The organism is Pedococcus sp. P1_H8 (assembly GCF_056405175.1).
Map to the genome: position 1 here is coordinate 126,114 of NZ_JBFUCP010000010.1, position 25,865 is coordinate 151,978.

General features: G+C 69.4%; 21 protein-coding genes and 1 tRNA gene. 15 read left to right on the top strand and 7 right to left on the bottom strand.

All coding sequences use genetic code 11. The annotated features are described in order from the left end of the window. Nucleotides 1–33 precede the first annotated feature (33 nt). Nucleotides 34–1,401 (bottom strand): NAD(P)-binding protein, encoded by a 1,368-nt coding sequence (locus AC1DYG_RS15705; protein WP_477640805.1) that lies wholly within the window; start codon nt 1,399–1,401, stop codon nt 34–36. A 149-nt stretch (nt 1,402–1,550) separates the two neighbouring features. Between AC1DYG_RS15705 and AC1DYG_RS15710 the strand changes: the two genes are divergently transcribed. Continuing rightward, nucleotides 1,551–3,794 carry an MMPL family transporter gene (locus tag AC1DYG_RS15710; protein ID WP_477640806.1) on the top strand — a complete coding sequence of 748 codons (2,244 nt, stop codon included), beginning with the start codon at nt 1,551–1,553 and terminating at the stop codon, nt 3,792–3,794. A 142-nt stretch (nt 3,795–3,936) separates the two neighbouring features. Here AC1DYG_RS15710 and AC1DYG_RS15715 read toward each other — a convergent pair whose 3' ends face one another. Beyond that, nucleotides 3,937–5,877 carry a sialidase family protein gene (locus AC1DYG_RS15715; protein WP_477640807.1) on the bottom strand — a complete coding sequence of 647 codons (1,941 nt, stop codon included), beginning with the start codon at nt 5,875–5,877 and terminating at the stop codon, nt 3,937–3,939. A 170-nt stretch (nt 5,878–6,047) separates the two neighbouring features. After that, a complete protein-coding gene (locus tag AC1DYG_RS15720; protein ID WP_477640808.1) occupies nt 6,048–6,986 on the bottom strand; it encodes an alpha/beta fold hydrolase in 939 nt (312 codons plus the stop codon). 118 nt (nt 6,987–7,104) lie between these two features. Here AC1DYG_RS15720 and AC1DYG_RS15725 point away from each other — a divergent pair, with 118 nt between their 5' ends. Then, a complete protein-coding gene (locus tag AC1DYG_RS15725) occupies nt 7,105–7,554 on the top strand; it encodes a MerR family transcriptional regulator (protein ID WP_477640809.1) in 450 nt (149 codons plus the stop codon). An 86-nt stretch (nt 7,555–7,640) separates the two neighbouring features. On the opposite strand, the gene AC1DYG_RS15730 is transcribed toward AC1DYG_RS15725, so the two are convergent. Further along, entirely contained in the window at nt 7,641–7,976 is a 336-nt protein-coding gene (locus AC1DYG_RS15730; protein ID WP_477640810.1) for a hypothetical protein, read from the bottom strand. Between the two features lie 149 nt (nt 7,977–8,125). Beyond that, entirely contained in the window at nt 8,126–9,289 is a 1,164-nt protein-coding gene (locus AC1DYG_RS15735; RefSeq protein ID WP_477640811.1) for an ROK family protein, read from the bottom strand. A 170-nt stretch (nt 9,290–9,459) separates the two neighbouring features. Between AC1DYG_RS15735 and AC1DYG_RS15740 the strand changes: the two genes are divergently transcribed. From AC1DYG_RS15740 to AC1DYG_RS15770, 7 genes are all read left to right on the top strand, one after another. Then, nucleotides 9,460–10,722: an extracellular solute-binding protein gene (locus tag AC1DYG_RS15740; protein ID WP_477640812.1), complete on the top strand. Its 1,263-nt coding sequence runs from the start codon at nt 9,460–9,462 to the stop codon at nt 10,720–10,722. After that, entirely contained in the window at nt 10,719–11,654 is a 936-nt protein-coding gene (locus AC1DYG_RS15745; protein ID WP_477640813.1) for a carbohydrate ABC transporter permease, read from the top strand. The genes AC1DYG_RS15740 and AC1DYG_RS15745 overlap by 4 nt, the downstream gene beginning before the upstream one ends. Beyond that, nucleotides 11,651–12,502, top strand: coding sequence for a carbohydrate ABC transporter permease (locus AC1DYG_RS15750; RefSeq protein WP_477640814.1), 852 nt, complete (start codon nt 11,651–11,653; stop codon nt 12,500–12,502). The genes AC1DYG_RS15745 and AC1DYG_RS15750 overlap by 4 nt, the downstream gene beginning before the upstream one ends. After that, nucleotides 12,499–13,608 carry a glycoside hydrolase family 15 protein gene (locus AC1DYG_RS15755; RefSeq protein WP_477640815.1) on the top strand — a complete coding sequence of 370 codons (1,110 nt, stop codon included), beginning with the start codon at nt 12,499–12,501 and terminating at the stop codon, nt 13,606–13,608. The genes AC1DYG_RS15750 and AC1DYG_RS15755 overlap by 4 nt, the downstream gene beginning before the upstream one ends. Continuing rightward, nucleotides 13,605–15,206 carry a glycoside hydrolase family 66 protein gene (locus tag AC1DYG_RS15760; protein ID WP_477640816.1) on the top strand — a complete coding sequence of 534 codons (1,602 nt, stop codon included), beginning with the start codon at nt 13,605–13,607 and terminating at the stop codon, nt 15,204–15,206. The genes AC1DYG_RS15755 and AC1DYG_RS15760 overlap by 4 nt, the downstream gene beginning before the upstream one ends. Nucleotides 15,207–15,460: 254 nt before the next feature. Continuing rightward, nucleotides 15,461–18,550 (top strand): beta strand repeat-containing protein, encoded by a 3,090-nt coding sequence (locus AC1DYG_RS15765; RefSeq protein ID WP_477640817.1) that lies wholly within the window; start codon nt 15,461–15,463, stop codon nt 18,548–18,550. Nucleotides 18,551–18,842: 292 nt separating this feature from the next. Continuing rightward, on the top strand, nt 18,843–19,019 hold the full coding sequence (locus AC1DYG_RS15770; RefSeq protein ID WP_477640818.1) for a hypothetical protein: 177 nt from the start codon (nt 18,843–18,845) through the stop codon (nt 19,017–19,019). A gap of 169 nt (nt 19,020–19,188) precedes the next feature. Here AC1DYG_RS15770 and AC1DYG_RS15775 read toward each other — a convergent pair. Continuing rightward, a tRNA-Gly gene (locus AC1DYG_RS15775) sits at nt 19,189–19,262 on the bottom strand. A 116-nt stretch (nt 19,263–19,378) separates the two neighbouring features. Here AC1DYG_RS15775 and dcd point away from each other — a divergent pair. The 3 genes from dcd to AC1DYG_RS15790 all read left to right on the top strand — a co-directional run bounded on the left by dcd (nt 19,379) and on the right by AC1DYG_RS15790 (nt 21,753). Beyond that, the gene (gene dcd / locus AC1DYG_RS15780) at nt 19,379–19,954 is read left to right on the top strand and encodes a dCTP deaminase (protein ID WP_477640819.1); all 576 of its coding nucleotides are present in this window, start codon (nt 19,379–19,381) and stop codon (nt 19,952–19,954) included. Nucleotides 19,955–20,044: 90 nt separating this feature from the next. Next, a complete protein-coding gene (locus tag AC1DYG_RS15785) occupies nt 20,045–20,995 on the top strand; it encodes an aldo/keto reductase (protein WP_477640820.1) in 951 nt (316 codons plus the stop codon). Between the two features lie 89 nt (nt 20,996–21,084). Continuing rightward, nucleotides 21,085–21,753: an alpha/beta hydrolase gene (locus AC1DYG_RS15790; RefSeq protein ID WP_477640821.1), complete on the top strand. Its 669-nt coding sequence runs from the start codon at nt 21,085–21,087 to the stop codon at nt 21,751–21,753. A gap of 30 nt (nt 21,754–21,783) precedes the next feature. Here the strand turns inward: AC1DYG_RS15790 and AC1DYG_RS15795 are convergent, their stop codons facing one another. Then, nucleotides 21,784–23,241: an aromatic amino acid ammonia-lyase gene (locus AC1DYG_RS15795; RefSeq protein WP_477640822.1), complete on the bottom strand. Its 1,458-nt coding sequence runs from the start codon at nt 23,239–23,241 to the stop codon at nt 21,784–21,786. Between the two features lie 71 nt (nt 23,242–23,312). Between AC1DYG_RS15795 and AC1DYG_RS15800 the strand changes: the two genes are divergently transcribed. From AC1DYG_RS15800 to AC1DYG_RS15810, 3 genes are read left to right on the top strand one after another with little or no spacing between them, the layout of a single operon-like run. Then, entirely contained in the window at nt 23,313–24,431 is a 1,119-nt protein-coding gene (locus AC1DYG_RS15800; protein ID WP_477640823.1) for an ABC transporter ATP-binding protein, read from the top strand. Next, nucleotides 24,428–25,075: an ABC transporter permease gene (locus AC1DYG_RS15805; protein ID WP_477640824.1), complete on the top strand. Its 648-nt coding sequence runs from the start codon at nt 24,428–24,430 to the stop codon at nt 25,073–25,075. Before AC1DYG_RS15800 ends, AC1DYG_RS15805 begins: the two co-directional genes overlap by 4 nt. Further along, on the top strand, nt 25,072–25,863 hold the full coding sequence (locus tag AC1DYG_RS15810; protein ID WP_477640825.1) for an ABC transporter permease: 792 nt from the start codon (nt 25,072–25,074) through the stop codon (nt 25,861–25,863). The genes AC1DYG_RS15805 and AC1DYG_RS15810 overlap by 4 nt, the downstream gene beginning before the upstream one ends. The last annotated feature ends 2 nt before the right edge of the window (nt 25,864–25,865 follow it).

The window sequence follows — 25,865 nt, forward strand, 5'->3', positions numbered from 1 at the left end:
ACGTCCGTGTCGAGGCCGGCTGAGGAGACCGGCTCACAACAGCGCCGCGAACCCTGACAGCCCCGGACCGGTGTGCGTCGCCAGGCGTTCGCGGGCGTCATCCAGTGCCGCCGACGCGGGCTGTCCGGGCGATATGCGCGCCGGGTTGAGCCAGACCTGGTTGCACCACTCCCTGATGTCGGGCTCGGCCATGAAGGACATCGCTGCTCGGGTGCCCAGGACGTTCATCCGCGCCCACTCCGCCATCGAGTTGCCGTACGGCGTCGGCGGGCAGAGCCGGTTCTTCTCGTCGTCGTCAGCGCGGGTCGCCTCGACGTACCCGACCAGTGCCGCCCCGAAGCACGGGAAGCCGGCCCTGATCGCCTGCAGGGTGATCTCCTCCGGGCGCCAGACGGGGACGAGCGGGGGGTACTTCAGTCCGTCTGCCGCACAGTGCACGACGAGGGCGTCCTCCGCGACGGCGACCGATCCGTCGGCGAAGGAGAGCTTTCCCCGGTCCACGGTCCTGAGGTGCCCGCGTCGGACGACGTTCTCGAGCGTGCGGAGCTGCTCGAGCTCCCACGTGGCAAGGGTCGGGGCCTTGGCCATCGTCGGCAGGACCGTCCTGTCGATCCGCAGCATGATGCCGGCCTCTTCGAGCCGGAGGAACAAGTCGTCGAGCGAGGTCGCCTGGGCCGCTGCCTGCATGGTGTCGGCGGCCATGCCGAGGAAGATCGCGGGATTCGGCTGGACCACGGCGCGGTTGATCATCCACGGGTCGCGGGGCCGCACCCAGCAGATCGCGTCGGGGTCGACGCCCCGTGACAGCAGCCAGATGCAGGCGTCGGTCGCGGTCTTGCCCGCCCCGGCCACGACGTACTGGCTCGGCGCCTCCTCCAGCCGCGCCAGGTCGTTGACCGGCAGCACCCGGGCGTCCTCGGCGACGTCGAACGGCGCCGGCTTCTCCGCGGGGATGCTGGGGGCCAGGTAGTGGGCGTTGACGATGCGGCACCCCTCCGACACCTCGAACCGCTCACCCGAGATGCGCGAGACGACCCCGCGGTCAGCGACGTACTCGCAGTTGGGAAAGAACTCGACCTTCCCCGACTCAACCATCCGGTCGAGCATCCGCGCGTAGTAGGCGCAGATCTCCGACTGGGTGGCTCGTTCCTGAAGCCCCTTCTCGGGCCCACGCTGCTGGAGCTGACCACCCCCGAGCAGGGTCGACGCGACGCCGTAGAAGGCAGAGGACTGGTGCAGGCGCACGAAGGGGTACGCCTCGAGCCAGTGCCCGCTGACACCGTGGCGACGGTCGATCAGGGCCACGCGGACGTCGGCATGGTCGATGAGCGCGTCCGTGAACGCCATCCCCATGGCACCGGCCCCGACGACGAGATAGTCAGCGTCGATAGTGCGCATCATGAAGCCACGCTGCCACGGACCCGGCCGGCGCGTCTATGGACCGCTTGGGGGGTATGCCGTTCGAGGTGCGCCTTCGCGCCGCCGCGTGCCCCGGGGTGTGCCGGACGCTGAAATGGGATAGTCCTTCTCCATACACGGAAGGCTGATCAATGAGGTCGTGGCGCAAGTCCGAGGCCGGCTCGCTCGCCAGGATCTACGCCTGGCTGGTGGTGCGGCTCCGCTGGTTCGTCGTGCTGGGGTGGGCGGTCGGCGCGATCGCGGCCGCCCTGTGGCTCCCTGCCACCACCCCCAACGCGGACCTGGGCGGGTTCGCGCCGCCCAACAGCCGCGCCATCGCGACGGAAACAGCGTCGGCCAAGGCCTTCGGGTTCCCGGTGCTGTCCCGCACGCTGCTCGTCCAACGCGATGAGCGCGGCCTGTCGCAGGCAGCGCAGCAGCGGGTCGTCCAGCGCGCGGTAGGGGTGGCCAAGAAGACCATCGGTGACGTCGGCCCCATCGTGGCCGTGGTGCCCATCGCCAACAGCCAGGGCGCCTTTCCGTCGTCGTCGGAGCAGGGCACCACGGCCCTGAGCTTCGTCTTCACCAAACCGGGTACGACCTTCGGCGACGAGGTCGCCGCGGCGCGCAGGTTCGGCCAACAGCACGTGAACCAGCCCGACGACCACCTGGTCGGGGTGACGGGCACCGTTCCCGCGCAGCTTGCCCAGTCCAAGATCCTCTACGACCACCTGCTGCTACTCGAGGGCGCAACCCTCGTGGCGGTCATCGGGATCGTCGCCCTCAAGTTCCGCTCGGTCGTCGCCCCGCTCGTGGCGCTGGTGACGGCCGCGGCGTCGTACTTCCTGGCCGTGCGCGTCACCAACTATGCCGGCGGGTTCGTTGAGGGCGGGGCTCCCGAGGAACTCAAACCGCTGGTTCTCGCGCTGGTGCTGGGCATCGTCACGGACTACGCCATCTTCTACCTGTCCAGTATGCGCACCGGTCTCGAAGATGGCTTGGACAAGCTGACGGCGGCCAGGGCTTCGGCCTCGCAGACCGGTCGGATCGTGCTGGTCGCGGGGATCGCGGTGGCGGCTGGCAGTGCGGCGATGCTGGTGGCGAAGTCTGGCTTCTTCCGCGCCTTCGGACCGGTGCTGTCCCTGTCGGTGCTGTCGGCGGTCGTCGTCTCGCTGACCCTGTTGCCGGCCCTCATGGCCATCTTCGGTCGCGCGCTGTTCTGGCCGACGTCGCCGACGCGGCCCAAGCGAAGCATCGGTCCTCCCGTGGCGCGTGCCGCCGCCCGGGTCCTGACCGTCAGGGTGGTGGCGCTGGTCCTCGGAGGAGCCTGTGTGCTGGGGCTGGCGGCGCTCTCCGCCGACGCGGGACGCCTCCACCTCGGCGTGTCCTTCGTCGCGTCGCTCCCCTCTGACAGTGAGCCGCACGCGGCCGCGCAAGCGGCCTCCTCGGGCTTCGCGCCCGGCATCGTCGGGCCGACCGAGCTGCTACTGCAGGGCAACGGCGTCGGCAGTGATCGGGAGAAGCTCACCCGCCTCGGTCAGGAGCTCGGGCACCAGCCGGGGGTCGCCGGTGTCCTGAGCCCCAACGCCCTGCCGGACGAGGTCGTGCGTGGTGCACTGGTGACCAAGAGTGGCGACGCGGCTCGCCTCCTCGTGATCCTCGACCACGACCCCCTTGGGCCCACGGCGATCCGAGACCTGAACCACCTGTCGGCGACCATGCCCGGACTGCTGCAGCGGGCTGGTCTGGAGGGCGCCCGATACGGCCTGGCCGGAGACACCGCCGTGGCCAGCGAGCTGGTGGCAGCGACCAACGCCGATCTTCGCCGCATCGCGGTCGCGGTGCTGCTGGTCAACCTGGTCCTGTTGATGGTGTTCCTGCGTGCCATCGTCGCGCCGGTGCTGTTGCTCGCTTGCAGTGTGCTTGCCCTCGCGGCGTCGCTGGGTTGTCTGACGCTGGTCTTCCAGGACCGGCTGGGCCACGAGGGTGTGGCGTTCTACGTGCCGTTCGCGGCCTCGGTGCTGCTGCTGTCCCTTGGTTCCGACTACAACATCTACGGGGTCGGTCACGTCTGGACCCGGGCCAACCACACGACGCTCCGCAAGGCGATTGCGGAGCGGATCCCCGAGACGTCCGGCGCCATCACCGCAGCCGGCATCACCCTGGCGGCGAGCTTCGGGATGCTCGCGCTGATCCCGCTGCGGCAGTTCCGCGAGCTGGCGTTCGTCATGGGGCTGGGGGTGCTCATCGACGCGCTGGTCGTGCGGACGATCTTGGTGCCGGCGCTGCTCACGCTGCTGGGCGACTTCAGCGCGTGGCCGCGAAAGCTCAAGGGTGCGGCCGTCGCTCAACAGGCCGCGGACCAGGAGGAGCGGGCCACCGAGCCGAGCCGCTAGCCGCGACGGCTCAGTACGCGTCCAACGGGAGCGACCCGCAGCTCGGCCCACGCTGAATGTCTACCGCGGCATAGAGGGGGCTGTGCCGCGGCGCCGCCGACGGCACAGCCCTCCTCGTCTTCACCTCCTAGCTGTTCACTTCCTACCTGCGGGCGAACATGGCGTCCTGCGCGTACCCGTCGTGCGGGAGCCCTGTGTAGGCGTCGATCTGGGGCGAGACGGCCAACCGGTTCAGGCCGGTCCAGACCACGTTGACGCGGTCGTCGGAGCCGACCACGAGACCCGTGTAGTCGCCGTCGAACACGTTGCAGTCCTTGCCGGACGCATCCGTGACCGGCGGGTCGGTGTAGCCGTCCGGGCCGCAGCTGCGGGGCCAGGCGCTCGGTGGCACGTACTGCCCTGCCCAGTGCGTCACCGAGAGGTCGACCTGCTCCGTGGGCTGACGCCCGGCACCGTTGGGCACGAGCACCTCACGGCCGGTGACCACAGCGGGCCCACCGGCGGAGGTCCGCGGCGCGACGGTGAGCAGCACGTGGTTGAACGTGTCGTCGCGGTCAGCGCCGGGGTCGGCGATGTTCTCGTTGGAGTCGTAGGCCACGGCGAGGGAGCCGTCGGAGCGGAAGTCAGCCCAGGGGAACCACTGGTCGCCCGCGGAGCCGTCGAGGGTGATCCGTGGCGTCCACGAGGCCCCGCTGTTCCAGCTCTCGGCCAGGTAGATGTTCGTGTCGGTCACGGCGCCGCACGGGTTGTAGTCCGGCGCCTCACCCGGGATGTCGTTCAGACAGCTGGCCGGGGCGTTGTCGTGCACGCCGGCGGCGTTGTCGTTGTAGACCACGGCCCAGTGCTGCGCGTTCGTCGGGTCGGCGGTGATGGTGCCCGGTGACTGCCACCGGATCTGGTGTCCTGTCACGGTCTGTCGCCCGATGACGCTCCACGGGGTGTCGGCAGCGCCGTCCTCGAGCGGGGCGATGACGACCGGGGCGCTGAAGGTGGCGCCCCCGTTGGTGGACTTCACCGCGAGCAAGGTCTGCTCGTACTCGCCGGCCGTCTCCCACGCCGCGTCGACGTTGCCAGTGGCAAAGTGCACGACGAGGTCACCGTTCGAGGCCACCTCGGGGATCGGGAAGCTGTCCTCGTCGCACTCGCCCGCCGGTCCCGCGCTCTGCGCGCTGCAGAGAGGGTTCGTGCCCGAGATCTCCTTGGGGTCCGACCAGGTCCGACCACCGTCGTCCGAGGAGGCGAAGTAGACCGGCGACTCGTCATACGAGCCCTGGAGCCCGTTGAGGTACCGCGCCGCCACGAGATAGGCGCGCCCGTAGTGCGGCGAGGCCGGGTAGTTGTCGACGGTCAGCCATTCCTTGTCGAAGAACAGCGCGCTGTTGGCTGGACCGATGCCGGTTCCCTTGCCCTTCATGACGGTCACGGGCTCGTTCCACGTGATCCCTCCGTCGGAGGACCAGCTGACTGCGACATCGCCCTGGGACACGTAGGGGCCACCCTGGCCGCCGGTGTTCTCCAGCTGCGCCATCATCGCCCACCCTGTCGCGGCCGTGCTGCCGGACAGCTTGCCGTCGAAGGCCGGCGACGGGTCTCCAGCACCGTTGCCGCTGCGGAGCGGGACCTGGCCGTCCACCCAGGTCGCCCCCGCGTCCATCGACGTGAAGAACCCGGTCGGCACCAGTGCTTGCCGGACACCGGTGGAGTTGTTGAACCGGTAGAAGTAGTCGTTGGACCCCGCGAGGAGGTGCGTCGGCACCTTGGGGTTCACCGCGATCGCGAGTTCGTTGTCCGGGTTGAAGTCCTGCCGGTACGGCTCGGTGTCGTTGCACGAGATGTCCATGGCGCCAGCCGGCGAGCCGTACGCGGCCCCGGCGGCGACGTTGCAGCGATACTGCTCGATGGCGACCTTGCTGAACTGGCCGCTGCCTCCCGTCGTGCTACCACCGTCACCCGGATCGAGCACAGGCCGGACGACCATGCGGAAGGTGGAGAAGGGCCGATCCCGCGCCTCCGCGGGGGCCACGTTGACCAGGGCTACCGTCGCGACGACGGCGACACCGGCCAGGAGAGTTCTGGACGCCATGACGCCTCCCAACGCGCACCCGGTCGGGCCTCCGATGCCGTCGGTGTGCGGATGCGCCCACCCGCCATGGTCTTCCCACTTCCCTGTGAAGACTTCCCCCAAAATGCGCAGCCAGCCTCAAACCGCCCGCGACGCATGCACAGCGAGGCTTCCGTTGGGTACCGCAACGGTCATTCTGCGCGGACGGCAGATGCCACCGCTGCGATGGCGACCTCAGGCGCCGGACCACGGCGGCTCGGCCTGACGGATTCACGGGGCAGTCGGAGGAGCCAGGGGATGACGGCGCGGTGCAGTGCGGCGGCATCTTCGATCATCGGGAAGTGGCTCGCGGCCTCGAGGACGACGAAGTCGGCGCGAGGAATCGTGTCGGCCACGAGCCGACTCCAGTCGACGGGGATGGGGTCCAGCCCCCCATGGACGACCAGCGTGGGGCAGCCTATGTGGGCGAACTGCCGCATCGGGTCGAGGGCGCCCAAGCTTCCGACCATCCGCTCGGCCGCCAGTTGGACGTTCGCGGCCGTGATCGCCGTGAATCCCAAGGAGACCCTGTCGACGGTCGCGCGATCCCTGAAGAAGGGGATGAACGTGTTTAGCTGGTGGTGCTCCAACGCGGCCGGCTCGTGGTTTCGGAACCCGTCGGACTCTTCGATGGCCATCCGAGCGGCATCGTCGGCGGGCGTTCGTCTGGCGGCCATCGACATCCCGAACCGTCGCATCAGGTCCGGCACCAGCGGGGGACCGGCGTTGAGCAGCACCAGACCGGCGACCGCCTCGGGGTACTTGGCTGCGTACAGCGCCGCGAGGTATGCGCCAGCCGAGTGTCCGAGCAGGCTTACGCGGTCCAGACCCAGCGCTCGCCGTAGCCCGTCGAGGTCCTCGACGCCGCCGGCGAAGGTGACCTTCTGCGCATCACCGAGCGGAGTTCCACCGCTGCCACGCTGGTCGTAGTGAACCAGGCGGAGTTCGTCGCCCCAGGTGTCGAGAGTGCGCAGGTAGGCGCTGCCGAGGCCGATCGCGCCGTGGAGGACGACGACGGGGTCGCCGTCCCCGACGATGGTGCAGGCGATCTCGATGTCGTCGACGGGAACGACCTTGCGTGTTTCGTACATCGCTGCCTCCCTGGTGCGTGGACCGTGTCTCGGTCCGTGCGCCGAAGGTAGGCCCTGAACCCGGGTTCAAGGTCAAGGGCTTGACCCTGAACCCGGGTGACGGGTTTACCGTTGAAAGGTGCGGATCTCACAGCTTGCCGAGCAGGTGGGTGTGCCCGTCTCGACGGTCCGTTACTACGAGCGGATCGGCCTCATGGGCGCGCCGGCGCGTACCGGCTCGGGCTACCGGGTCTACGAGGACGAGTCGGCCGTCCGCCTGCTGTTCGTCACCCGAGCCCGCAGGCTCGGGCTCAGCTGTGAGCAGATCAGCGATCTGCTGCCCGTCTGGGGCGGAGCAGACTGCAGCTCCGCCCAGGACCGGGTCGTGCAGCTCATCGACGAGAAGCAGTCCGAGATCGCCGGTCGCATCGAGGAGCTCACCGCCTTTGCGGACCAGCTCCGCGGCGTGCGTGCAGCTCTCGAAGCGTCACCACCACCGGCGGCCTGCCGCGCCGACCTCAGCTGCTGCGTCCCTGTCAACGACGTGGCCTTCGTGCCCTTAGAGCTTGTCCACCGGCAGTCGTCCTGACTACGTCGCTGGCTCCTGATCAGGGGTCGACTCGCGGGGGCGAGCGGGCGGTGGGGGTGGCGGCGGCTGAGCCCATCCGTGGAGCATCACGATGCCGACGGTCGCGCCAGTGCGTCCTCGCCGTTCCGTTGCACGAGGACGACGACGGTCAGGGCGAACAGGGGGATGACAATCGTCCACAGGGTCGCGAGCACTCCGGCGAGACACCCCACCGTGACGAGGCCGCGGGCCAACCTCGGGCGACCACGCAGACCCAGAGTTCCCAGCAGGATCAGCGCGCCACCACCGACGAGGGATCCAAACCAGAAGGGGATTCCGCCGTCACCGGTGACGACGGCGCGAATTGTCTCCGCGATGCCCGCGACGACGTACAGACCTCCGAGCGACATCGCAAGGATGTCGGTGAGCCTGCGCCGGGTCATGGCCCATTGTCTGACCGGCGGCCACGCGCGACAACATCCCCAGACGTGCGAGCCCTTCGCCCGGTCGCCGGGCGTCAAGCGGTCCACGAGCGCTGTGACACCGGTGTGCGCGAGGCCCCGGTTCCCAAGGAGTAAGCCGACGCTGTTCCCTAGATCGGCTCGGAGAGGACGAACTGCTGGATGGCCACGGAGGCGGCGCCTCTGGCCCAGAGGTCGGAGTCGTAGGGCTGGATGACGAGGTCTACAGGGTCGGCGTTCGGGTCCCTGTCGCGTTGGATGCCGTCCGAGAGCGCCTCGCGCCCGACGATCGCGAGCTCGATTCCCTCTCCGGAGAGGAAGATCCGTTGGCACATCGTCAGGTTGGCCACGGCTGAGACCAGCCGTCCCAGCGCCCTGGCGGAGGCGTTCACGATGGCTGTCGCTGCGGGATCGCCGGCGCGGGCCAGCTGCATCACCTCGTCGTAGGTCACGTCCCGCCGAAGGGCCAGCCCGGCCTGCGCCCTGACGCCGGTCAGGCTGAGCATCGTGTCCGCACAGCCGCGGTGGCCGTCGGCGCACCACGGCCCGTCGGGATCCACGGGGAAGTGACCGACGAGCCCGACTCCGGCATCGGGGCTGGTGACGAGGCGTCGGTGCATGACGAGGCCGTAGCCCACGCCTGCACCGATGGTGATGATGGCGAAACTGTCTACGTCGCGACCGTCGCCGAACCACTGTTCCGCCACGGTGAGCGCGACGAGGTCGTTCTCGATGACTGTGGGGAGGCCGAGGCGCTCGGTGGCGAGATCCGCCAAGGGCACGTCCGTCCAGTGCAGGAAGGGCGCTCGCGTAACCCGCCGGTGGTCGGGCGTGCTCCCGCCGAGGGAGATGCCCAGGCCGCTGATGTCGTGGGTCGCACCAAGTCGTGGGAGCAGGTCGTGGATGATGTCCATGACTTCGGCTGGATCCTGTGACGTCAAAGGTGCGTCGGCGGCGGCCTGGATCTCGGCTCGAAAGTTGGTGCGGACTGCATGGAGGCTGTCGCCGGCCAGCTTCACGCCGATGAAGGAGTGCGCCCCTGCAGCGATGTCGAGAGGTCTCGCCGGCCGGCCGAGGCGTCCGGAGACCGGCTCGTCGGCCGGGACGAGAAGCCCGCGTTCCACGAGGGGTGCGCTGAGCCGCGTCAGGGTCGGTGCTGACACGCCCAACCGGTCGGCCAGCTCCCGCCGTGAGAGGGGGCCGTGGATGAGCACGGTGAGCGCCAGGTCGCGGGCCAGGCCGTCGAGTGCGCCACTGCCGGCCGCGCCCGTCCAGAGCCCGTCGGTGACTGCCATGTCGCTCCCCTCGCTACCGCAGCGTTCATTTCAGGATGATGTTAATGCAGTGAGTCAGGTGCCCCGCAAGTGCCTATTGACACCAACTAAGTTCCGTGGTGAAAATAATCCCGGATGGCGCCCCGCCCTCCGTCCCGCCCCCGCTCATGTCTCAACGAGGAGTCATACGCATGCCTGCATCCCCCGTCTGCGTGGCCGTCGCCGGACTCGCGGTGCTTGGCCTGGCGGCCTGCGCCAACGGTCCTTCGTCCGACGCAGCCACGAACCAGAAGGTCACCATCACCTACTGGCACGCTCTCAGCGCCGACAGCCCTGAGGTGAACACCCTCAACACCGTGGTGATCCCCGGCTTCGAGAAGACGCACCCCAACATCACCATCAAGTCCGTCGCCTTCCCCTACGACCAGCTGCACCAGAAGCTGCTGACCTCCACGGCCGGTGGCACCCTGCCCTGCCTGGTGCGCAGCGACATCATCTGGGTCCCCGAGCTCGCCAAGCTGGGCGGCATCACCGCCCTCGACGGGGTGATGAAGGACTACGACAGCATCGCCGCCAAGACCTACCCCGGCGCTCTGGCCACCAACGTCTGGAAGGGCAAGCACTACGGCCTGCCGCTGGACACCAACACGCGGGTCCTGATGTACAACGAAGCCACCCTGAAGAAGGCCGGGCTGAACGCCGCGCCGAAGACCTTCGACGACCTGCGCGCCCTCGCCGCCAAGCTCAAGGGGACCAAGGACGTCGCCTTCGCGGACAACGGAACCAGCGGGTGGAACCTGTTCCCCTGGATCTGGTCCGCGGGAGGCTCGGTCACGGACAAGGACCTGACCAAGGCGACCGGCTACCTCAACTCGCCCCAGTCCGTGGCGGGTGTGCAGCTGCTCGCCGACCTCCACAAGGAGGGCCAGCTGCCTGACATCATCCTGGGCGCCAAGGGTGGGGTCGAGACCTCTGTCGGGCTGCCCAAGGGCCAGTACGCCAGCATCCTCGACGGGCCCTGGATGTTCCCGATCTTCCAGAAGCAGAACCCCGACTTCGCCCTCAAGACCGCGCTCGTCCCGGCCGGGCCGGGTGGCTCGGTGTCGGTGGTCGGCGGCGAGGACCTCGTCATGACCTCCAGCTGCGACCACCAGCCACAGGCCGCCGAGTTCGCCCGCTACCTGCTGGGCGACGACGCGCAGACCGCGATGGCCAAGGTGGGCCAGATGCCCGTCCTCACCGACCTCGGCAGCAAGCTGACCGACATCCAGCCCTACTACGCCATCTTTGCCGAGCAGCTCAAGACGGCGCAGCCGCGTCTGCCGCACCCGCAGTACCCCAAGATCGAGACGATCATCTCGACGGAGGTGCAGAAGGCGCTCAAGGGCCAGCAGACCGTGCAGCAAGCGCTCGACAACGCTGCCAAGCAGATCGATCCCCTGCTCGCAGGATGACGACTGCCCCCGCCACCCAGGCCCGTCCGCGCCGCTCCCCCCGGGGGCGCGGACGGGACTGGGGCACGGCATACCTCTTCCTGGCCCCCGGCCTGCTGCTCTTCGCGGCCCTCATCGCGTACCCGGTCTTCCTGGCACTGCGGATCAGCTTCTTCGACTGGAAGGTGGTCAAGGGTGCGGTCAGTCCCTTCGTCGGACTCGACCAGTACATCCGGGCGCTGCACGACCCGATCCTCGGCAAGGCGACCGTCAACACCGTCTTCTACCTCGTCGCCACGGTTCCCGCGCAGATGGTGATCGGCATGCTCCTGGCCCTGCTGCTCAACAACGCGATCCGTGGCCGGGTGGTGTTCCGCGCGCTGTACTACCTGCCGGTCATCACCAGCTGGGTCGTCGTGTCCCTCGTGTTCGAGTACCTCTTCAACACCCAGGCCGGCTTCGTCAACCACGTGCTGGTGGACTGGTTGCACGTCACCAGCCAGCCGGTCGACTGGCTCGGCGGACGGTGGTCGGCCATGATCACGCTCAGCCTGCTCGGCATCTGGAAGGGCGTCGGCTGGTCGATGCTCATCTTCCTGGCGGCCCTCCAGGCGGTGCCCCGCGAGCTGCTCGACTCCGCAGCGGTCGACGGTGCCGGGCCGGTGCGCCAGTTCTTCAGCGTCATCCTCCCCCTGCTGCGCTCGGTCGTCGCGTTCGTCACCGTCATGCTCGTGATCGGCGGCTTCAACGTCTTCATCTCGGTCTTCGTCATGACCGGCGGAGGGCCGGCCAACGACACCGAAGTGGTCCTGAGCTACATGTACAAGCAGGCGTTCACGTTCCTCGACTTCGGCTACGGCTCCGCGATCGCCTACCTGCTCGCGCTGGTGATCTTCGCCTTGTCCTTTGCGCAGATGCGCCTGTTCCACTACGACCAGGAGGTGGGTGCGTGACCGCCGCCGTAGTCCCGTCGCTGCGTCGCCGACCCATCCCATGGGCACGGTATGCCGTGCTGTCAGCGGGTGCGCTGGTCACCTGCGTGCCGTTCCTGATGATGGTCTCGACGTCGTTCAAGAAGCAGACCTATGTGCTCGAGGTGCCACCCAAGCTGCTGCCCCGTGACCCCACCCTGGCGAACTACCAGCAGGCCTGGGCCTCAACGGGATTCGCGACCTACTTCCTCAACAGCGTCCTCGTCGCCGTGGCCACGGTCGCGGGTGTGCTGCTGCTCGGCGCGATGATGGCCTACGCGTTCGCGCGCTTCGAGTTCCCGGGCAAGCGTGCGATCTTCCTCGCGCTGATCGCGACCCTGATGATCCCCGGGATGATGCTGATCATCCCGCAGTACCTCGTGGCCAAGGACCTGCACGTGCTGGACTCCCGGCTCGGCCTGGTGCTCTTCTATGTCGCAGGTCAGCTCGCGTTCACGACGTTCCTGCTGCGCGGTTTCATCGTGACCATCCCACGCGACCTCGACGAGGCCATGCTCATCGACGGCGCGGGCCCGTTCCGCATCTTCTGGAGCTTGATCCTCCCGCTGTGCCGGCCGGCCCTGGCAACCGCCGGCATCTTCTCCTTCCTCGGCGCCTGGGACGAGTTCGTGTGGGCCGTCACCGTCATCGACTCGCCCGAGAAGCGCACCCTGCCCATCGCCATCGCCCTCTTCCAGGGACAGCACGCGACGTCATGGGGGCTGGTCTTCGCCGCCTCCGTGATCGCCGTGGTCCCCGTGATCACCGTGTTCGCCATCTTCCAGCGACAGTTCGTCGCTGGCGTCCAGGCAGGAGCCGTCAAAGGATGACCATCACCACCCCCTCGATCCGCACAGGACTGGTGGATCACTCGCTTTCAGTTCTCAGCGGGGGCCAGGCCGCCAGCGGCGCGTTCGTCGCCAGCCCGACCTACGAGACGTACCGGTTCGCCTGGCTGCGCGACGGGAGCTTCTGCGCCGAGGCCCTCGACAGGCTCGGCGACTACCGTGCCGCTGAGCGGTTCCACGGGTGGGTGTGCGGCACGGTCCTCGGCATGCGCGAGCGGGTCGAGGATGCCATCACTGCCGCGACGAACGGCGACATCGCCGCCATGTTGCCGACCCGGTTCGAGCTCGATGGCGCCGAGGAGTCCGGGGAGGAGGAGTGGCCCAACTTCCAGCTAGACGGCTACGGCACCTGGCTGTGGGCCTTCTCTGACCACCTGCGCAGACAGGGACGTGACGCACGGCCCGATGAACGAGAGGCGGTCGAGCTCGTCGCCCGCTATCTCGCTGCCGCCCGCGACCAGCCGTGCTACGACTGCTGGGAGGAGTTCGTCGAGCACCGGCATGCGGCGACTCTTTCCGCCTGCGTTGCTGGACTCGGCGCTGCCGCCCAGGTCCTGGGCGACGACGCCTTCGGGGACGCCGCACGCTCCCTCAAGGAGGTCCTGCTGCACGAGTTCCGGTCCGACGGCACCTTCGTCAAGTACGCCGGAACGAACGCCGTGGACGCCTCGCTGTTGTGGCTGGCTCTGCCGTTCGGTGTGGTGACGTCGGACGACCCCACCTTCGTCCGCACGGTCGAGCGGGTCCAGGCCGAGCTGCAGGTCCCCAGCGGCGGAGTCCGCCGCTACGTCGGCGACACGTTCTATGGCGGCGGTGAATGGGTGCTCCTCACCGCGTGGCTCGGGTGGGCGCTGCTCGAGCTCGGCCGCAGGGAGGAAGCGATCGCGTGCCTCGAGTGGATCGAGTCCACGGCCACCGCCGCGCTGGACCTCCCGGAACAGGTCGACGACCACCCGCAGAGTCCCGGTCACGTGGCCGAGTGGGTCGACCGATGGGGCCCGGTCGCGACCCCCCTCCTGTGGTCGCACGCCATGTACCTCGTCCTCGTCGACGAGCTCGGTCTGCGCGCCGAGCGGGGGCTGCGATGAGCACCGTCCTGGACGTCCGCCCCGAACGCTCGGACGCAGGTCCTGGTGACGAAGTCGCCCTGCTCGTGGACTCCACCCACGCCGACCGGGGGCAGCTCGAGGTGACGCACCTGGGCGATCTCGTCCTGTCACGCCAGGTGGAGCTCGCCGACGGGAGGACCCGGCTGTCCCTCGGCAGCTTCGACGCCGGGTCCTACGCCGTCACGCTGGAGGTGAACGGCGAAGCCGTGCACACGGCATACGACGTGCTCCTCGAACGCTCCGCGCGCCCGCGGTACGGCTTCGTCACGGACTTCCACCCGGGCCGCGACAACGCCGCCGAGGTGGCCGAGTCGCTGCGCACATTCCACATCACCCACGTGCAGTTCTACGACTGGATGTACAGGCACGCCCAGCTCCTGCCACCGCAGGACGTCTTCACCGACACCCTCGGCCGCGAGCTGTCGCTCGCCGTCGTCCGCGACTTCGTCGACGCCGTGCACGGCGCGGGTGCCGAGGCCCTGGCCTATGCCGCGGTGTACGCCGCGGGCAAGGAGTATGCCGCCGAGCACCCCGAGGAGGTCGTCAACCACCCCGACGGGACCCCGTGGATGCTCGGGGACTTCCTGTGGAACACGGACCTCACCCCCGGCTCGTCCTGGTCCCGGCACATCGTCGAGGAGATGGGCCGCGCCGTCGAGTCCGTGGGCTTCGACGGCCTGCACCTCGACCAGTACGGCGACCCCAAGCTCGCCACGACCGCCGGCGGTGAGGTGCTCGACCTCGCGGCCGCCTTCCCCACGTTCATCGACGCCGTCCGTCGTCGCCTGCCCCAGGCGACCCTGATCTTCAACAACGTCAACAACTTCCCGACCCGCACCACCGTCCGAGCCGCGCAGGACGCCACCTACATCGAGGTCTGGTCTCCCCATGACGACCATGCGGATCTCGTCGACCTGGTCCGTGGAGCCCGCTCCCTCGCGCCGGACCGTCCGGTCATCCTCGCCGCCTACCTGGAGCCGTTCGCGGAGGCCTGCGGGCCGGCGGAGGTCGCGGCAGCCAAGCTCGCGCTGGCCACCACGTGGGCGGAGGGCGGCCAGTACCTCCTCTTCGGGGAGCAGGCAGGCGTGCTCGTGCACCCGTACTACCCGAACTACGCGACGCTCGACGAGTCCGCGGTGCGCGAGCTGCGCACCTTCGCCGACTTCTCCGTTGCCATTGGCGACCTGCTCTTCGACCCCGACCTCCTCGAGACGACGACCCATCTCGTCGGTGGGATCAACGGCGACGTCGAAGTCTCCGGAGCGCCTGTCTCCCTGCGCCCCGCGGCCGGCGCGGTCTGGGTGCGTGCGTCGACGCAGGGCCGGCGGCTGGTTCTCCAGTTCGTCGACTTCACCGGTCAGGGCGATAGCAGGTGGAACGTGGCGCGGCAGGAAACTCAGCCCACGACGGGGTTGAGGCTGACCGTTCGCGTGGCGTCCGAGTCCGTTCGCGTGAGGTTCGGGCACCCCGCTGCGGGGCCAGGGCTTCAGGACGTGGCACCGCAGCGAGACGGCGAGCAAGTCATTGTCGACGTCCCGAGCTTCGACACCTGGGGCGTCCTGGTCATCGACCGCTGAAATCGGCGAGCAGGGGCGCGCCGGCCACCGTCACCGAGGTGGGCTCCGCCGGCGGGACGATGACGTTGATTCGGCCCGCCTGGCCCGGCATCACGGCCGACCCTCCACACCCCCTGCGCAGGCTCTTCCTCGAGGGTCACCCTTCTGGGTCCAACTGGATGAAAACCCAACGAAAGGTCGTGAATAGTGCTCTACTCGGCGAGACCTGACTTTGACTGATATTTGACAGAAAGTTTACACATTTCATGAAATCGATGCGCTATCGCCTGCTTGCCGCCGGCGTAACGGTCAGCACGATGACGGCCGCGGCCGTCATCGCGGCCACTCCGTCCTTCGCAGTCACCACTGACACGGCCCAGACCTTCGGCGCCACCGGGACCGTCCAAAACTGGACCGTGCCCGCAGGCGTCACGCAGGTCTACGTCGACATCGCCGGTGCGCAGGGCGGGGCGTCCTACGGCGGGGGTGGTGGTGGGGCCGAACTCACCGGCAACATCTCCGTGACCCCAGGCAGCACGCTCCACATCATCGCCGGCAGCTACGGCACGAATGGCAGCGTGTACAGCCGAGGAGCCGGCGGTGGCGGTGGGTCGTTCGTCTACACGACTCCGGACCAGAGCGGCATCCTCGCTGCGGCGGGCGGCGGCGGAGGCGCGGCATCGAACAACTTCCCCTCCGGAGCGAGCACCGGCACCTCCGGCAACGGTGGTGGCAACGGCGGTGGCGCGGGCGGCACTGGCGGTAACGGCGGCGGCGCCGGCACCGCAGGCGGTGGCGGCGGCCTGCTCACCAACGGTGGTAGCGCCCAGGGTGGTGGCGGCGGGTCCGTCGCGAGCGGCGGCCTCGGCGCCGGCGGCGCGACGACTTCGTACGCAGGAGGCGGCGGTGGTGGCTACAGCGGCGGCGGTGGCGGCCGGTACAACTTCAGCAACAACGGCGGCGGTGGCGGTGGCGGTTCCTACTTCGCCGGCTCGCTGACCGGTGCGGCCGCCGGCATCCATGGCGGCAACGGCATCGTCACGCTGTACTACCCCTCGAAGCTCACCACGATCTCGCCCGCGACCGGGCTGCCCGGTTCCTCGGTGACCATCGATGGCGTCGGCCTCACGGGAGCGACCGTCACCATCGGTGGCTACGCCGCGACGGTGACCTCCTCGACCGACACGGAGGTCGTGGCCACCGTTCCGGCGCCCTCGACGCCTCCCGGCGGACCGCAGCCGGTCAACGTGACCACGACCGGCGGAGTCACGCTCCCCGCCGTCGGCGCATTCACCTACCTGACGACTGCGCCGGTGTTCACCGCGGCCACCGCGCCCGCCACGGGCGCCGTGGGTGACGCGTACTCCTACACCTTCACCGCGTCCGGTTACCCGGCCCCCGCGTATGCCGTGTCCTCCGGCACGCTGCCGGCCGGGCTCTCCCTGACCAGCGCCGGAGTGCTCTCGGGCACCCCGACCAGCGCCGGGGTCTCCACCTTCACGGTCACCGCGAGCAACGGCACCTCCTCCGACGCGATCAGCACCAGCCAGACGATCACCGTCGGCCGGGGCGCCCAGGCCATCACCTTCACCTCGGCGGCCCCCAGCGCTGCCGTGATGGGAGACAGCTACCCGGTCGCGGCCACTGGCGGCGCATCGGCGAACGCTGTGACGTTCTCCATCGATGCCGCTAGCGCCTCCACGTGCTCGATCAGCGGTTCGACCGTCGCCTTCGACCACGCCGGCACCTGCGTCGTGGACGCCGACCAGGCCGGCAACGCCGACTACCTCGACGCTCCGCAGGCTCAGCAGACCATCGCCGTCGGCGTCGTGGCACAGGCCATCACCTTCGCCCCGCTCACCTCCCCGGCGACCGTGGGCGACACGCAGACCCTCACCGCGGTCGGCGGCGCCTCGGGCAACCCGGTGACCTTCGCCGTCGCGCCCAGCACGACCGGCTCGGCCTGCTCGATCACCGGGACCACCCTGTCGTTCGACCACGCCGGCAGCTGTGACGTGGTCGCCGACCAGGCAGGCAACGCCGACTACGCGGGCGCCCCGCAGGTGAGCCAGACCGTGACCGTCGCGCTCGCGCCGACCTCGGTGTCCGCCACCCTCAGCCCGGCCACGTCGGTCTTCGGCCAGCCCGCGACCGCGACCGCAACCGTGGGTGGTGGCCAGGCCGGGACCATCCAGTTCTCCGTCGACGGCGCTGACCTCGGCGCACCCGTCACGGTGAGCAACGGCCAGGCGACCAGCCCCGCGCTGGGCACCTTGGCGCCCGGCGCACACCCGGTCGGGGCGGTCTTCACGCCCCTCGCAGCGACGAAGTACGCACCCTCCAGCGCAACGCCTCAGACCCTGGTCGTCGACCAGGCTGCGACGACGCCGACCATCACCGTGCGAGCTGACAGCATCGCGGCCAGCATCGCCCCGGTGGCACCGGGCTCGGGTATGCCGAGCGGCACCGTCACGTTCTCCGTCGACGGCATCCCGGTCGGGACTGCGACGCTCGTCGCAGGAGTCGCGACGCTGAGCTACTCACTCCCCACCGACAAGGCCGATGAGGTCGCCGTCCAGTACCAGGGCGACTCCAACTTCCTCGCCTCGTCCGCTTCCACGACTCGTCACAACCCGACGATCACGGCGACGCTCATCAGCGCCAACCCCAAGAGCAAGAGTGGTTGGTACCGCAGTGCCGTCACGGTGGGCTTCACCTGCACCCCGAACGGCGCCGCACTGGTGTCCGGCTGCCCGCAGCCGGTCACGCTCAGCGGTAACGGCGCTGCGCAGTCCGTCTCGCGCACCATCACTGCCGTCGACGGTGGCGCAGCGACCGTTTCGGTCACCGGAATCAACCTCGACCAGACCCGGCCGACGGTGGCGATCACTGGCGTCTCGACCAAGACGCCGTACTTCGCGACCGCACCGGTCGGGCGCTGCAGCGCTCGCGATGGACTCTCGGGCATCGCGTCCTGCACCATCAGCCGGCGTCTCAGCGGCAGCAGTGCGATCTACACCGCGACCGCGACGGACAAGGCTGGCAACGTCTCGACGACCCGACTCACCGCGCAGGTGGCCAAGTTCGTCATCCAGGGCGCGACCTACAGCAAGGGCATGTACACGGTGCACGCGGGTCGCACCTACACGATGCTGGCAGCCGCGACGAGTCAGCCGCGATATGTCGACGCGATGCCCTACCCCAAGGCGCCGCGCGGCTTGGACAACAAGTTCGTCAAGACCGGCACCAACCGGTGGGCGCTCGGCGTGACCTTCAAGAGCGCGATGCTTCACCAGCGCTACTGGAACATCGGCATGCGAGTCGGCGGCCAGACCCAGGTGATCAAGGTCCAGGTCGTCCGCTAAGGCGAGGTCGGAACGCTTCGACAGCTGACCCTCGGCTCGCGTCCGGAGTCGAGGGTCAGCTGTCGGCCGTTCCACGAAGTCCGGGGCCGACCGCAACACACCGATGGCTCGTTACACCTGTTGGGGTGGGGTGGGCACGGCATCGCGATCCAAAGAGGTCATCGTCACAGAATGACGACCTAAACCGTCCTCGCCACTAGCGTCGCGGCCGGGGGCCAGAGAGCTGGTTCAACCGTGACGACAGCAAAGGCTGGCAGCACGAATGAGAGCGAGATCGACAATGGGGCAACGGGTGGTCGCGTTCATCCTGGCGCTTCTCGTGGCAGGCGGTGCGTCAGTTGCGCTGGACACGAGGATCGGCGGGTTGTCTGCTCCCGAGGTCGTGGCCATCTTCGTCGTCACCCTGATCGTCGTGACCATCGCGGCTCAACGCATCCAACGCACCCGCGCTGAGGGCCCACGCGAATAGCGCCGTGCGTCACTGGGAGGGCCTTCGTCGTGTCTGAGCCGGTGACGAGAGCCGTCGCGTGCTGGGCTCGCTTCGCTCGCGGGCGGCGCTCCTCCCGATTCCCGGCGAGCTTTCAAACCAAAGAAGAGAAGGGCCCAGACGGTAAAGCGTGTCTGGGCCCTTCTCTTCTTGGAGCCGGTGACGAGAATCGAACTCGCGTGTCCAGCTTGGGAAGCTGGCGCTCTACCATTGAGCTACACCGGCACACGTGGCCCAAGAGCCACGTGAACACCGCCCGCGGGCGGTGCGGCAGGAAGTCTAACCGAAGGCGCGCGCGAGACTGACGGCCGCCGGCATACCCCTCGCGTTAGTCTCTCTCCGTGCTGCTCAGCGACCGTGACATCAAGGCCGAGATCGACAACGGACGCGTAGTCCTCGAGCCCTGGGACCCCGACATGGTCCAGCCGTCGAGCGTCGACGTGCGGCTGGACCGCTACTTCCGGCTGTTCGACAACCACAAGTATCCGTTCATCGACCCGGCCGAGGACCAGCCCGACCTCACCCGCCTCGTCGAGGTCGATCAGGGCGAGCCGTTCATCCTGCACCCGGGCGAGTTCGTCCTCGGCTCCATCTACGAGACGGTCACCCTCCCCAACGACCTCGCCGCCCGCGTCGAGGGCAAGTCCAGCCTCGGCCGGCTCGGGCTGCTGACCCACGCGACGGCCGGGTTCGTCGACCCCGGGTTCACCGGTCACGTCACGCTCGAGCTGAGCAACGTTGCGACCCTCCCGATCAAGCTGTGGCCCGGCATGAAGATCGGACAGCTCTGCTTCTTCCGACTGTCCAGCCCCGTCGAAAACCCTTACGGCTCAGCAAAGTACGGCTCTCACTACCAGGGTCAGCGCGGCCCCACCGCGAGCCGTTCGTTCAAGAACTTCCACGTCACCGACGTCTGAGACCACCCGGGGGTATGCCGCGGGCTCACCACCCAGCCCCACCCCCGCCCCCGGTAGGCGTCCCGCAGGGCGAGGGGCCAGAGTGGTGGCATGACCGCTGACCTGAGAATTGCCCTGGGAGCCATGGAGTTCGGCACCCGCATCGACGAAGCCACCTCGTTCGCGCTGCTCGACCAGTTCGTCGACGGCGGCGGGGTGTGGATCGACACGGCCGACTGCTATGCGTTCTGGCTCAGCGACAACGGCGCCGGTGGGGACAGCGAGGCGCTCATCGGCCGCTGGCTGGCCCAACGCCCCGGCATGCGCGACCGGGTCAAGATCGCCACCAAGGCGGGCTGCGAGCCGGTCGAAGCAGGTGTCTTTCCAGGCCCCACGACTGGACTGTCCAGAGCGGCGATCGACACCCAGTTCGAGGCCTCGCTGCGTCGGCTCGGCCTCGACAGCGTCGACCTCTTCTTCGCCCACCGCGACGACCGCGAGGTCAGCGTCGAGGAAGTGGCCGAGACCCTGGGCCAGCACGCGGCGGAGGGTCGGATCGGGCGCGTCGGCCTGTCGAACTGGCCGGTCTGGCGGGCCGAACGGGCGCGCGCCCACGCCGAGAGCCAGGGATTGCCGGGCGCCGACACCCTCCAGCTGCGCTACTCCTACCTCCAGCCGCGCCCGATGGTCCGCAACCGCATCCACGACCACCGGATGGGCTGGATCACCGACGAGACGATCGACTACCTCGAGGCCAACCCGCAGTGGGAGGCCTGGGCCTACAGCCCGTTGATGCAGGGGTCCTACGACCGCGACGACCGTGAGCCGGAGGAGGCCTTCGACCACCTCGGCAGCGACCGTCGCAAGGCGGCCGTCGCCGAGGTTGCGGGTGACCTCGGGGTGTCCCGCAGCGCGGTGGTGCTGGCGTGGATGGTCGGAGGCGACCCGGCGATCCGCCCCATCGTGGCCACCAGCCGCGCCGCCCAGCTCACCGAGGCGCTCGACGGGGCGCGCCTGACCCTGACCGACGACCAGCGCGGGGCCCTCGACGACGCCTGGTGAGCAAGCGCGGCCACCCGCCTGTGTCGGGCCGCCATCCACCCGGCCCCCGGCTACGAAATACTGCGACCGTCCCACCGTGAGGAGAACCCGTGCGCGCCCCCCGACTGCTCTGGCCCATCGAGGTCGACCAGCCGCGCGCCGTCGTGCTCGTCCTGCACGGTGGCAAGTCGCGCAGCCACCGCCCGGTCCGGCCGTGGCAGGGGGCGGTGCTCCGGATGGCGCCGTTCGCCCGTGCCATCGGCGAAGCCGGCGAGGGCGACATCGCCGTGGCCTCGATCCGGTATGCCGTGCGCGGCTGGAACGGGGACAAGGCCAGTCCGCTCGCGGACACCCGCCTCGCCCTCGAGCAGATCGCCGCGAGGTACCCCGGCGTGCCCATCGGCCTGCTCGGGCACTCGATGGGCGGCCGGGTCGCCCTGCACCTCGCCGACGACGAGCGCGTCACCGCCATCGTGGCCCTGGCTCCGTGGGTCGAAGCCCAGGACCGGGCCCGTTGGCACCGGGGGCTGCACGTGCTGTTCATGCACGGCACGCTCGACCGGATGACGTCGCCCCGCGCCTCCCGCGCGCTGGCGACGGCGATGGGAGCGCTCGGCGCCGACGTCACCTATGACGCGGTCAGGGGAGAGAGCCACGCAATGCTGCGCCAGGCGGCCCGGTGGCACCGCGAGTCCGCGGACTTCCTCGCCACCCACCTGTTGGCACGTGAGGCGGTCGAGGAGAAACAGCACTGCCCGAGCGGGCCCGCCGAGGCCTAGCCGACCCCCCGGGCCGTGCGCCGAAGGTGACTAGCGCTCCTCCGGCGTCGACACGGCATACCGCTCCACGATGTGCTCGGCGGTCGCGAGCTCGGGGGAGAGGTCGCGGTCCTCGATGCCGGCAGGCAGGCTCTCGCACCGCGCGAACGCCTCGCCCAGCTCACCCACCGGCACCACCCCTCGCATCCGCAGCGCCCGCACCGTGCACACGAGCTCGACGGCGAGCATCCGCCGATAGGCAGCGGTGGCCTCGCCCAGCCGCAGTGCCGCCTGCCCCGCGAAGGACGCGTCGTCCTCGATGCCGGCCGACACCCCTGCGGTCTGCACGCTCGACGGCGTCGAGGCCACCCCACGGATCGTCGACAACGCCGACGCCGCAACGTATTCCGCGATCAGCACCCCCGACGACCCCATGGTCGAGTCCGACAGGAACAGTGGCAGCCCGCTGTCGGCGTCGGTGAGCGTGTGGCTGATCCTCGACTGCACGGCCTGCGCCGACCGCGTGAGGGCCAGCAACGTCGTGTCCACCGCCAACACCAGGTATGCCGCGTGGAAGCCGCCGTGGTGCGTCACCTCGGCGACGTCCTCCACGCCGGTGAAGAGGGGGTTCTCCGAGGCAGTGTTCGCGGCGGTTTCGACCACGGTCTTGAGCTCGAGGATGGTGTCGAGGACCGGTCCGTGCACCTGTGGCCAGGTGCGCAGGCCGAAGAAGTCCTGCAGGTGGGCCGGCTCGCCGGGCTGGTCCTCGAGCAGCTCCCGCAGGACGCGGATCACCTCCTGGGCGCCCCGGAAGGGCGTCGCCGCTGCGGCCGTCTCGCTGACTGCCTCCGGATTGCCTTGCAGGGCAACGAAACTCAGCGCGCAAACCGTGTCTGCCGCGCGCGCCAGGGCGTGCAGGGAGGCGGCGTGCAGGCCCGTCTCGGCGATCGCGAACGCGTTGGACGACATCAGCGGCAGGGCGTCGGCCGAGGTGAGCTGCAGGTCGGCGCGGTGCTCGCCGCCGGAGCGCTCGCGCTCGCCGATGAGCGCGAGCCCCACCTCGGCGAGTGCGGTGAGATCACCTGTCCCGAGCGAGCCGTACCGGTGCACCACCGGCAGGTCCTCAGCCGGAGCGCCCACGAGGTCCGCCAACGCCTGCGCCAGCGCGGGGTTGGCTCCGGACCCACCCGCGAGCAGCTGGTTGGCCCGCACGGCCAGCGCCGCCCGCACCACGGTCGACGGCATCACCTCACCCCAGCCGGCTGCGTGCGAGCGCAGCAGCCGCAGCCCGTGGTCGACCTTGGAGTCCGTGCTCTCGTCGCGCGCGGCTCCGACGCCAGTCGTGCGTCCGTAGACCGATCGGCGCGAACTGACCTCTGCCGCATGGCGGTGCGAGCGCTCAGCAGTCTCCATGGCGGCTGGTTCGATCGACGCGGTGGCTCCCTGGGCAGCGCGCTCCAGGGCGTCGAGATCGAGGCTGTGGCCGTCGAGGTGCACGGTTTGCGTCACGCCGCCAAGTATCGCTGGTCGGTGACGGATGCCGGTGTCGGATGTCGGTGTGCTGGGTTAGGTTGATCCGCATGATCGCCTTCGACGGTGTCACGAAGAAGTTCCCCGACGGCACTGTCGCCGTTGACCACCTCAGTTTCGAGGCACCCAGCGGCAAGATCACCGTGCTGGTCGGTCCCTCCGGCTGTGGCAAGACGACGTCCCTGCGCATGATCAACCGGATGATCCAGCCCTCCTCGGGCACGATCACGCTGGACGGCAAGGACACCGGGCGGATGAAGGAGTCCGAGCTGCGCCGCGGCATCGGCTACGTCATCCAGCACGCTGGCCTGTTCCCGCACCGCACCGTGCTCGACAACGTCTCGACCGTCCCGCGCCTGCTGGGCATGGACAAGACCGAGACCAGGAAGCGCTCGATGGAGCTGCTCGAGCGCGTCGGGCTCGACCCGGCGTTCGCCAAGCGCTACCCCGCCCAGCTGTCGGGTGGCCAGCAGCAACGCGTCGGCGTCGCCCGGGCCCTCGCGGCCGACCCGCCCGTCATGCTGATGGACGAGCCGTTCAGCGCCGTCGACCCGGTCGTGCGCGAGCAGCTCCAGGACGAGTTCCTGCGGCTGCAGGGCGACCTCGGCAAGACGATCATCTTCGTCACCCACGACATCGACGAGGCCATCAAGCTCGGTGACCAGGTGGCCGTGCTCAAGGTCGGGGGGCACCTCGCCCAGATCGCCGCACCGGCATACCTCCTCTCGCATCCGGTCGACGACTTCGTGGCCGACTTCGTGGGTCGCGACCGCGGCTACCGCGCGCTGTCCTTCCAGGCGACCCCGCGGTTGCCGCTGGCAGCGGAGCGCACCGTCGGCATGGGTGAGCGCGTCGACAGCATCGACGCCGACTGGGTCCTCGTCGTCGACGACCAGAACCACCCGCTGGGCTGGGTCGAGCCGTCGCGCGTCAAGGGCGAGGTCCGCACCGAGCTGCTGCACCGCGGTGGCACCGTCGCCCGGGCGAGCGGGCCGCTGCGCGCCGCCCTCGACTCCGCGCTGTCCAGCCCGAGCCGCCGTGGCGTGATCGTGGACGAGTCCGGCTCCCTGATCGGCACCGTCCGGGCCCACGAGGTGCTGACCGCCATCGAGCAGACCAGCCGGCCCGAGCTGGCCAACCCCGACAACCCCGGGGCGCCGGCGGCATGACCTGGTTCCTCGACCACATCCCTGAGGTCCTGCGGTTGGCGTGGACGCACGCCTACCTCGCGGGCATCCCGTTGGTGGTCGGGCTCCTCCTCGCGCTGCCCCTCGGCTGGCTCGCGCGCCGCTATTCGTGGCTCTACGCGCCGTTCACCGCCGGGTTCGGGCTGCTCTACACGATCCCCAGCCTGGCGCTGTTCGTGATCCTCCCGCTGTTCACCGGCTACGGCATCCTCAGTCCGGTCAACGTCGTCATCGCGTTGTCCCTCTACACCCTGGCCCTGCTCGTGCGCACCGTCGCCGACGGCCTGGGGGCGGTCCCCGACCACGTCCAGAACGCCGCGACCGCGATGGGTTACACCCGCGGCAAGCGGTTCTTCGCCATCGAGCTCCCGCTCGCGATCCCCGTCATCGCGGCCGGCCTGCGGGTCGCCGCGGTGAGCAACGTCAGCATCGTCAGCGTCGGCACGATCATCGGCGTGCAGCAGCTCGGCCTGCTCTTCAGTGACGGGTTCAACCGCGACTTCTACGACCCGCTCGTGGTGGGCATCATCGGCTGCGTCGTGCTCGCGCTGGTCTTCGACGGCATCATCATCCTGCTCGCCCGGGTGCTCACTCCCTGGCAGCGGGCGACGGGAGGCCGGGCATGAACGGCGTCCTCACCTGGCTCACCGACCCGGCCAACTGGTCCGGGTCCGACGGCATCCCCGGCCAGACCCTCACCCACCTCTGGTACTCCGCGATCTCCCTCTTCATTGCGTGCCTGATCGCCATCCCGCTGGGGCTCGCCATCGGTCACACCGGCCGAGGTCGGTTCTTCGTGGTCAACCTCGCGGGCGCCGCGCGAGCGATCCCGAGTCTGGGCCTGCTCTACCTCATGGTGCTGTGGCTCTTCCCCAAGCTCTCCGGCGACTCGGCGTTCGTCGTGCCCAGCCTCATCGTGCTCATCGTCCTGGCGATCCCACCGTTGATGGCCGGCGCCTACGCCGGGGTCGAGGGTGTCGACCCGGCGGCCCGCGACGCCGCCAAGGGCATGGGTATGACCGGGATGCAGGTCCTCGGCAAGGTCGAGGTGCCCAACGCCCTGCCGCTGATCTTCTCCGGCTTCCGCTCGGCCACCCTCCAGGTGATCGCGACCGCCACCTTGGCGGCGGTGGCCGGCACGGGCGGGCTGGGGCGGTTCCTCATCGACGGCCAGAAGGTCCGCGACTACCCGCAGATGGCGGGTGGCGCGTTGCTGGTGGCCGTCCTCGCCCTCGTGGTCGACCTGCTGCTCGCCGTGGTGCAGCGCTACGTCGTCTCGCCCGGGCTCACCGGCCGGGGGGCCGGACCCGCCCGGGGGTCGCGTCGGCGGTCACCGAACCGTAACCAAGGTAATACCCCCCTTGATGTAGACATTCCGTCGTCGGCACGTACGGTGGATCCCCAGACCCCCTGATC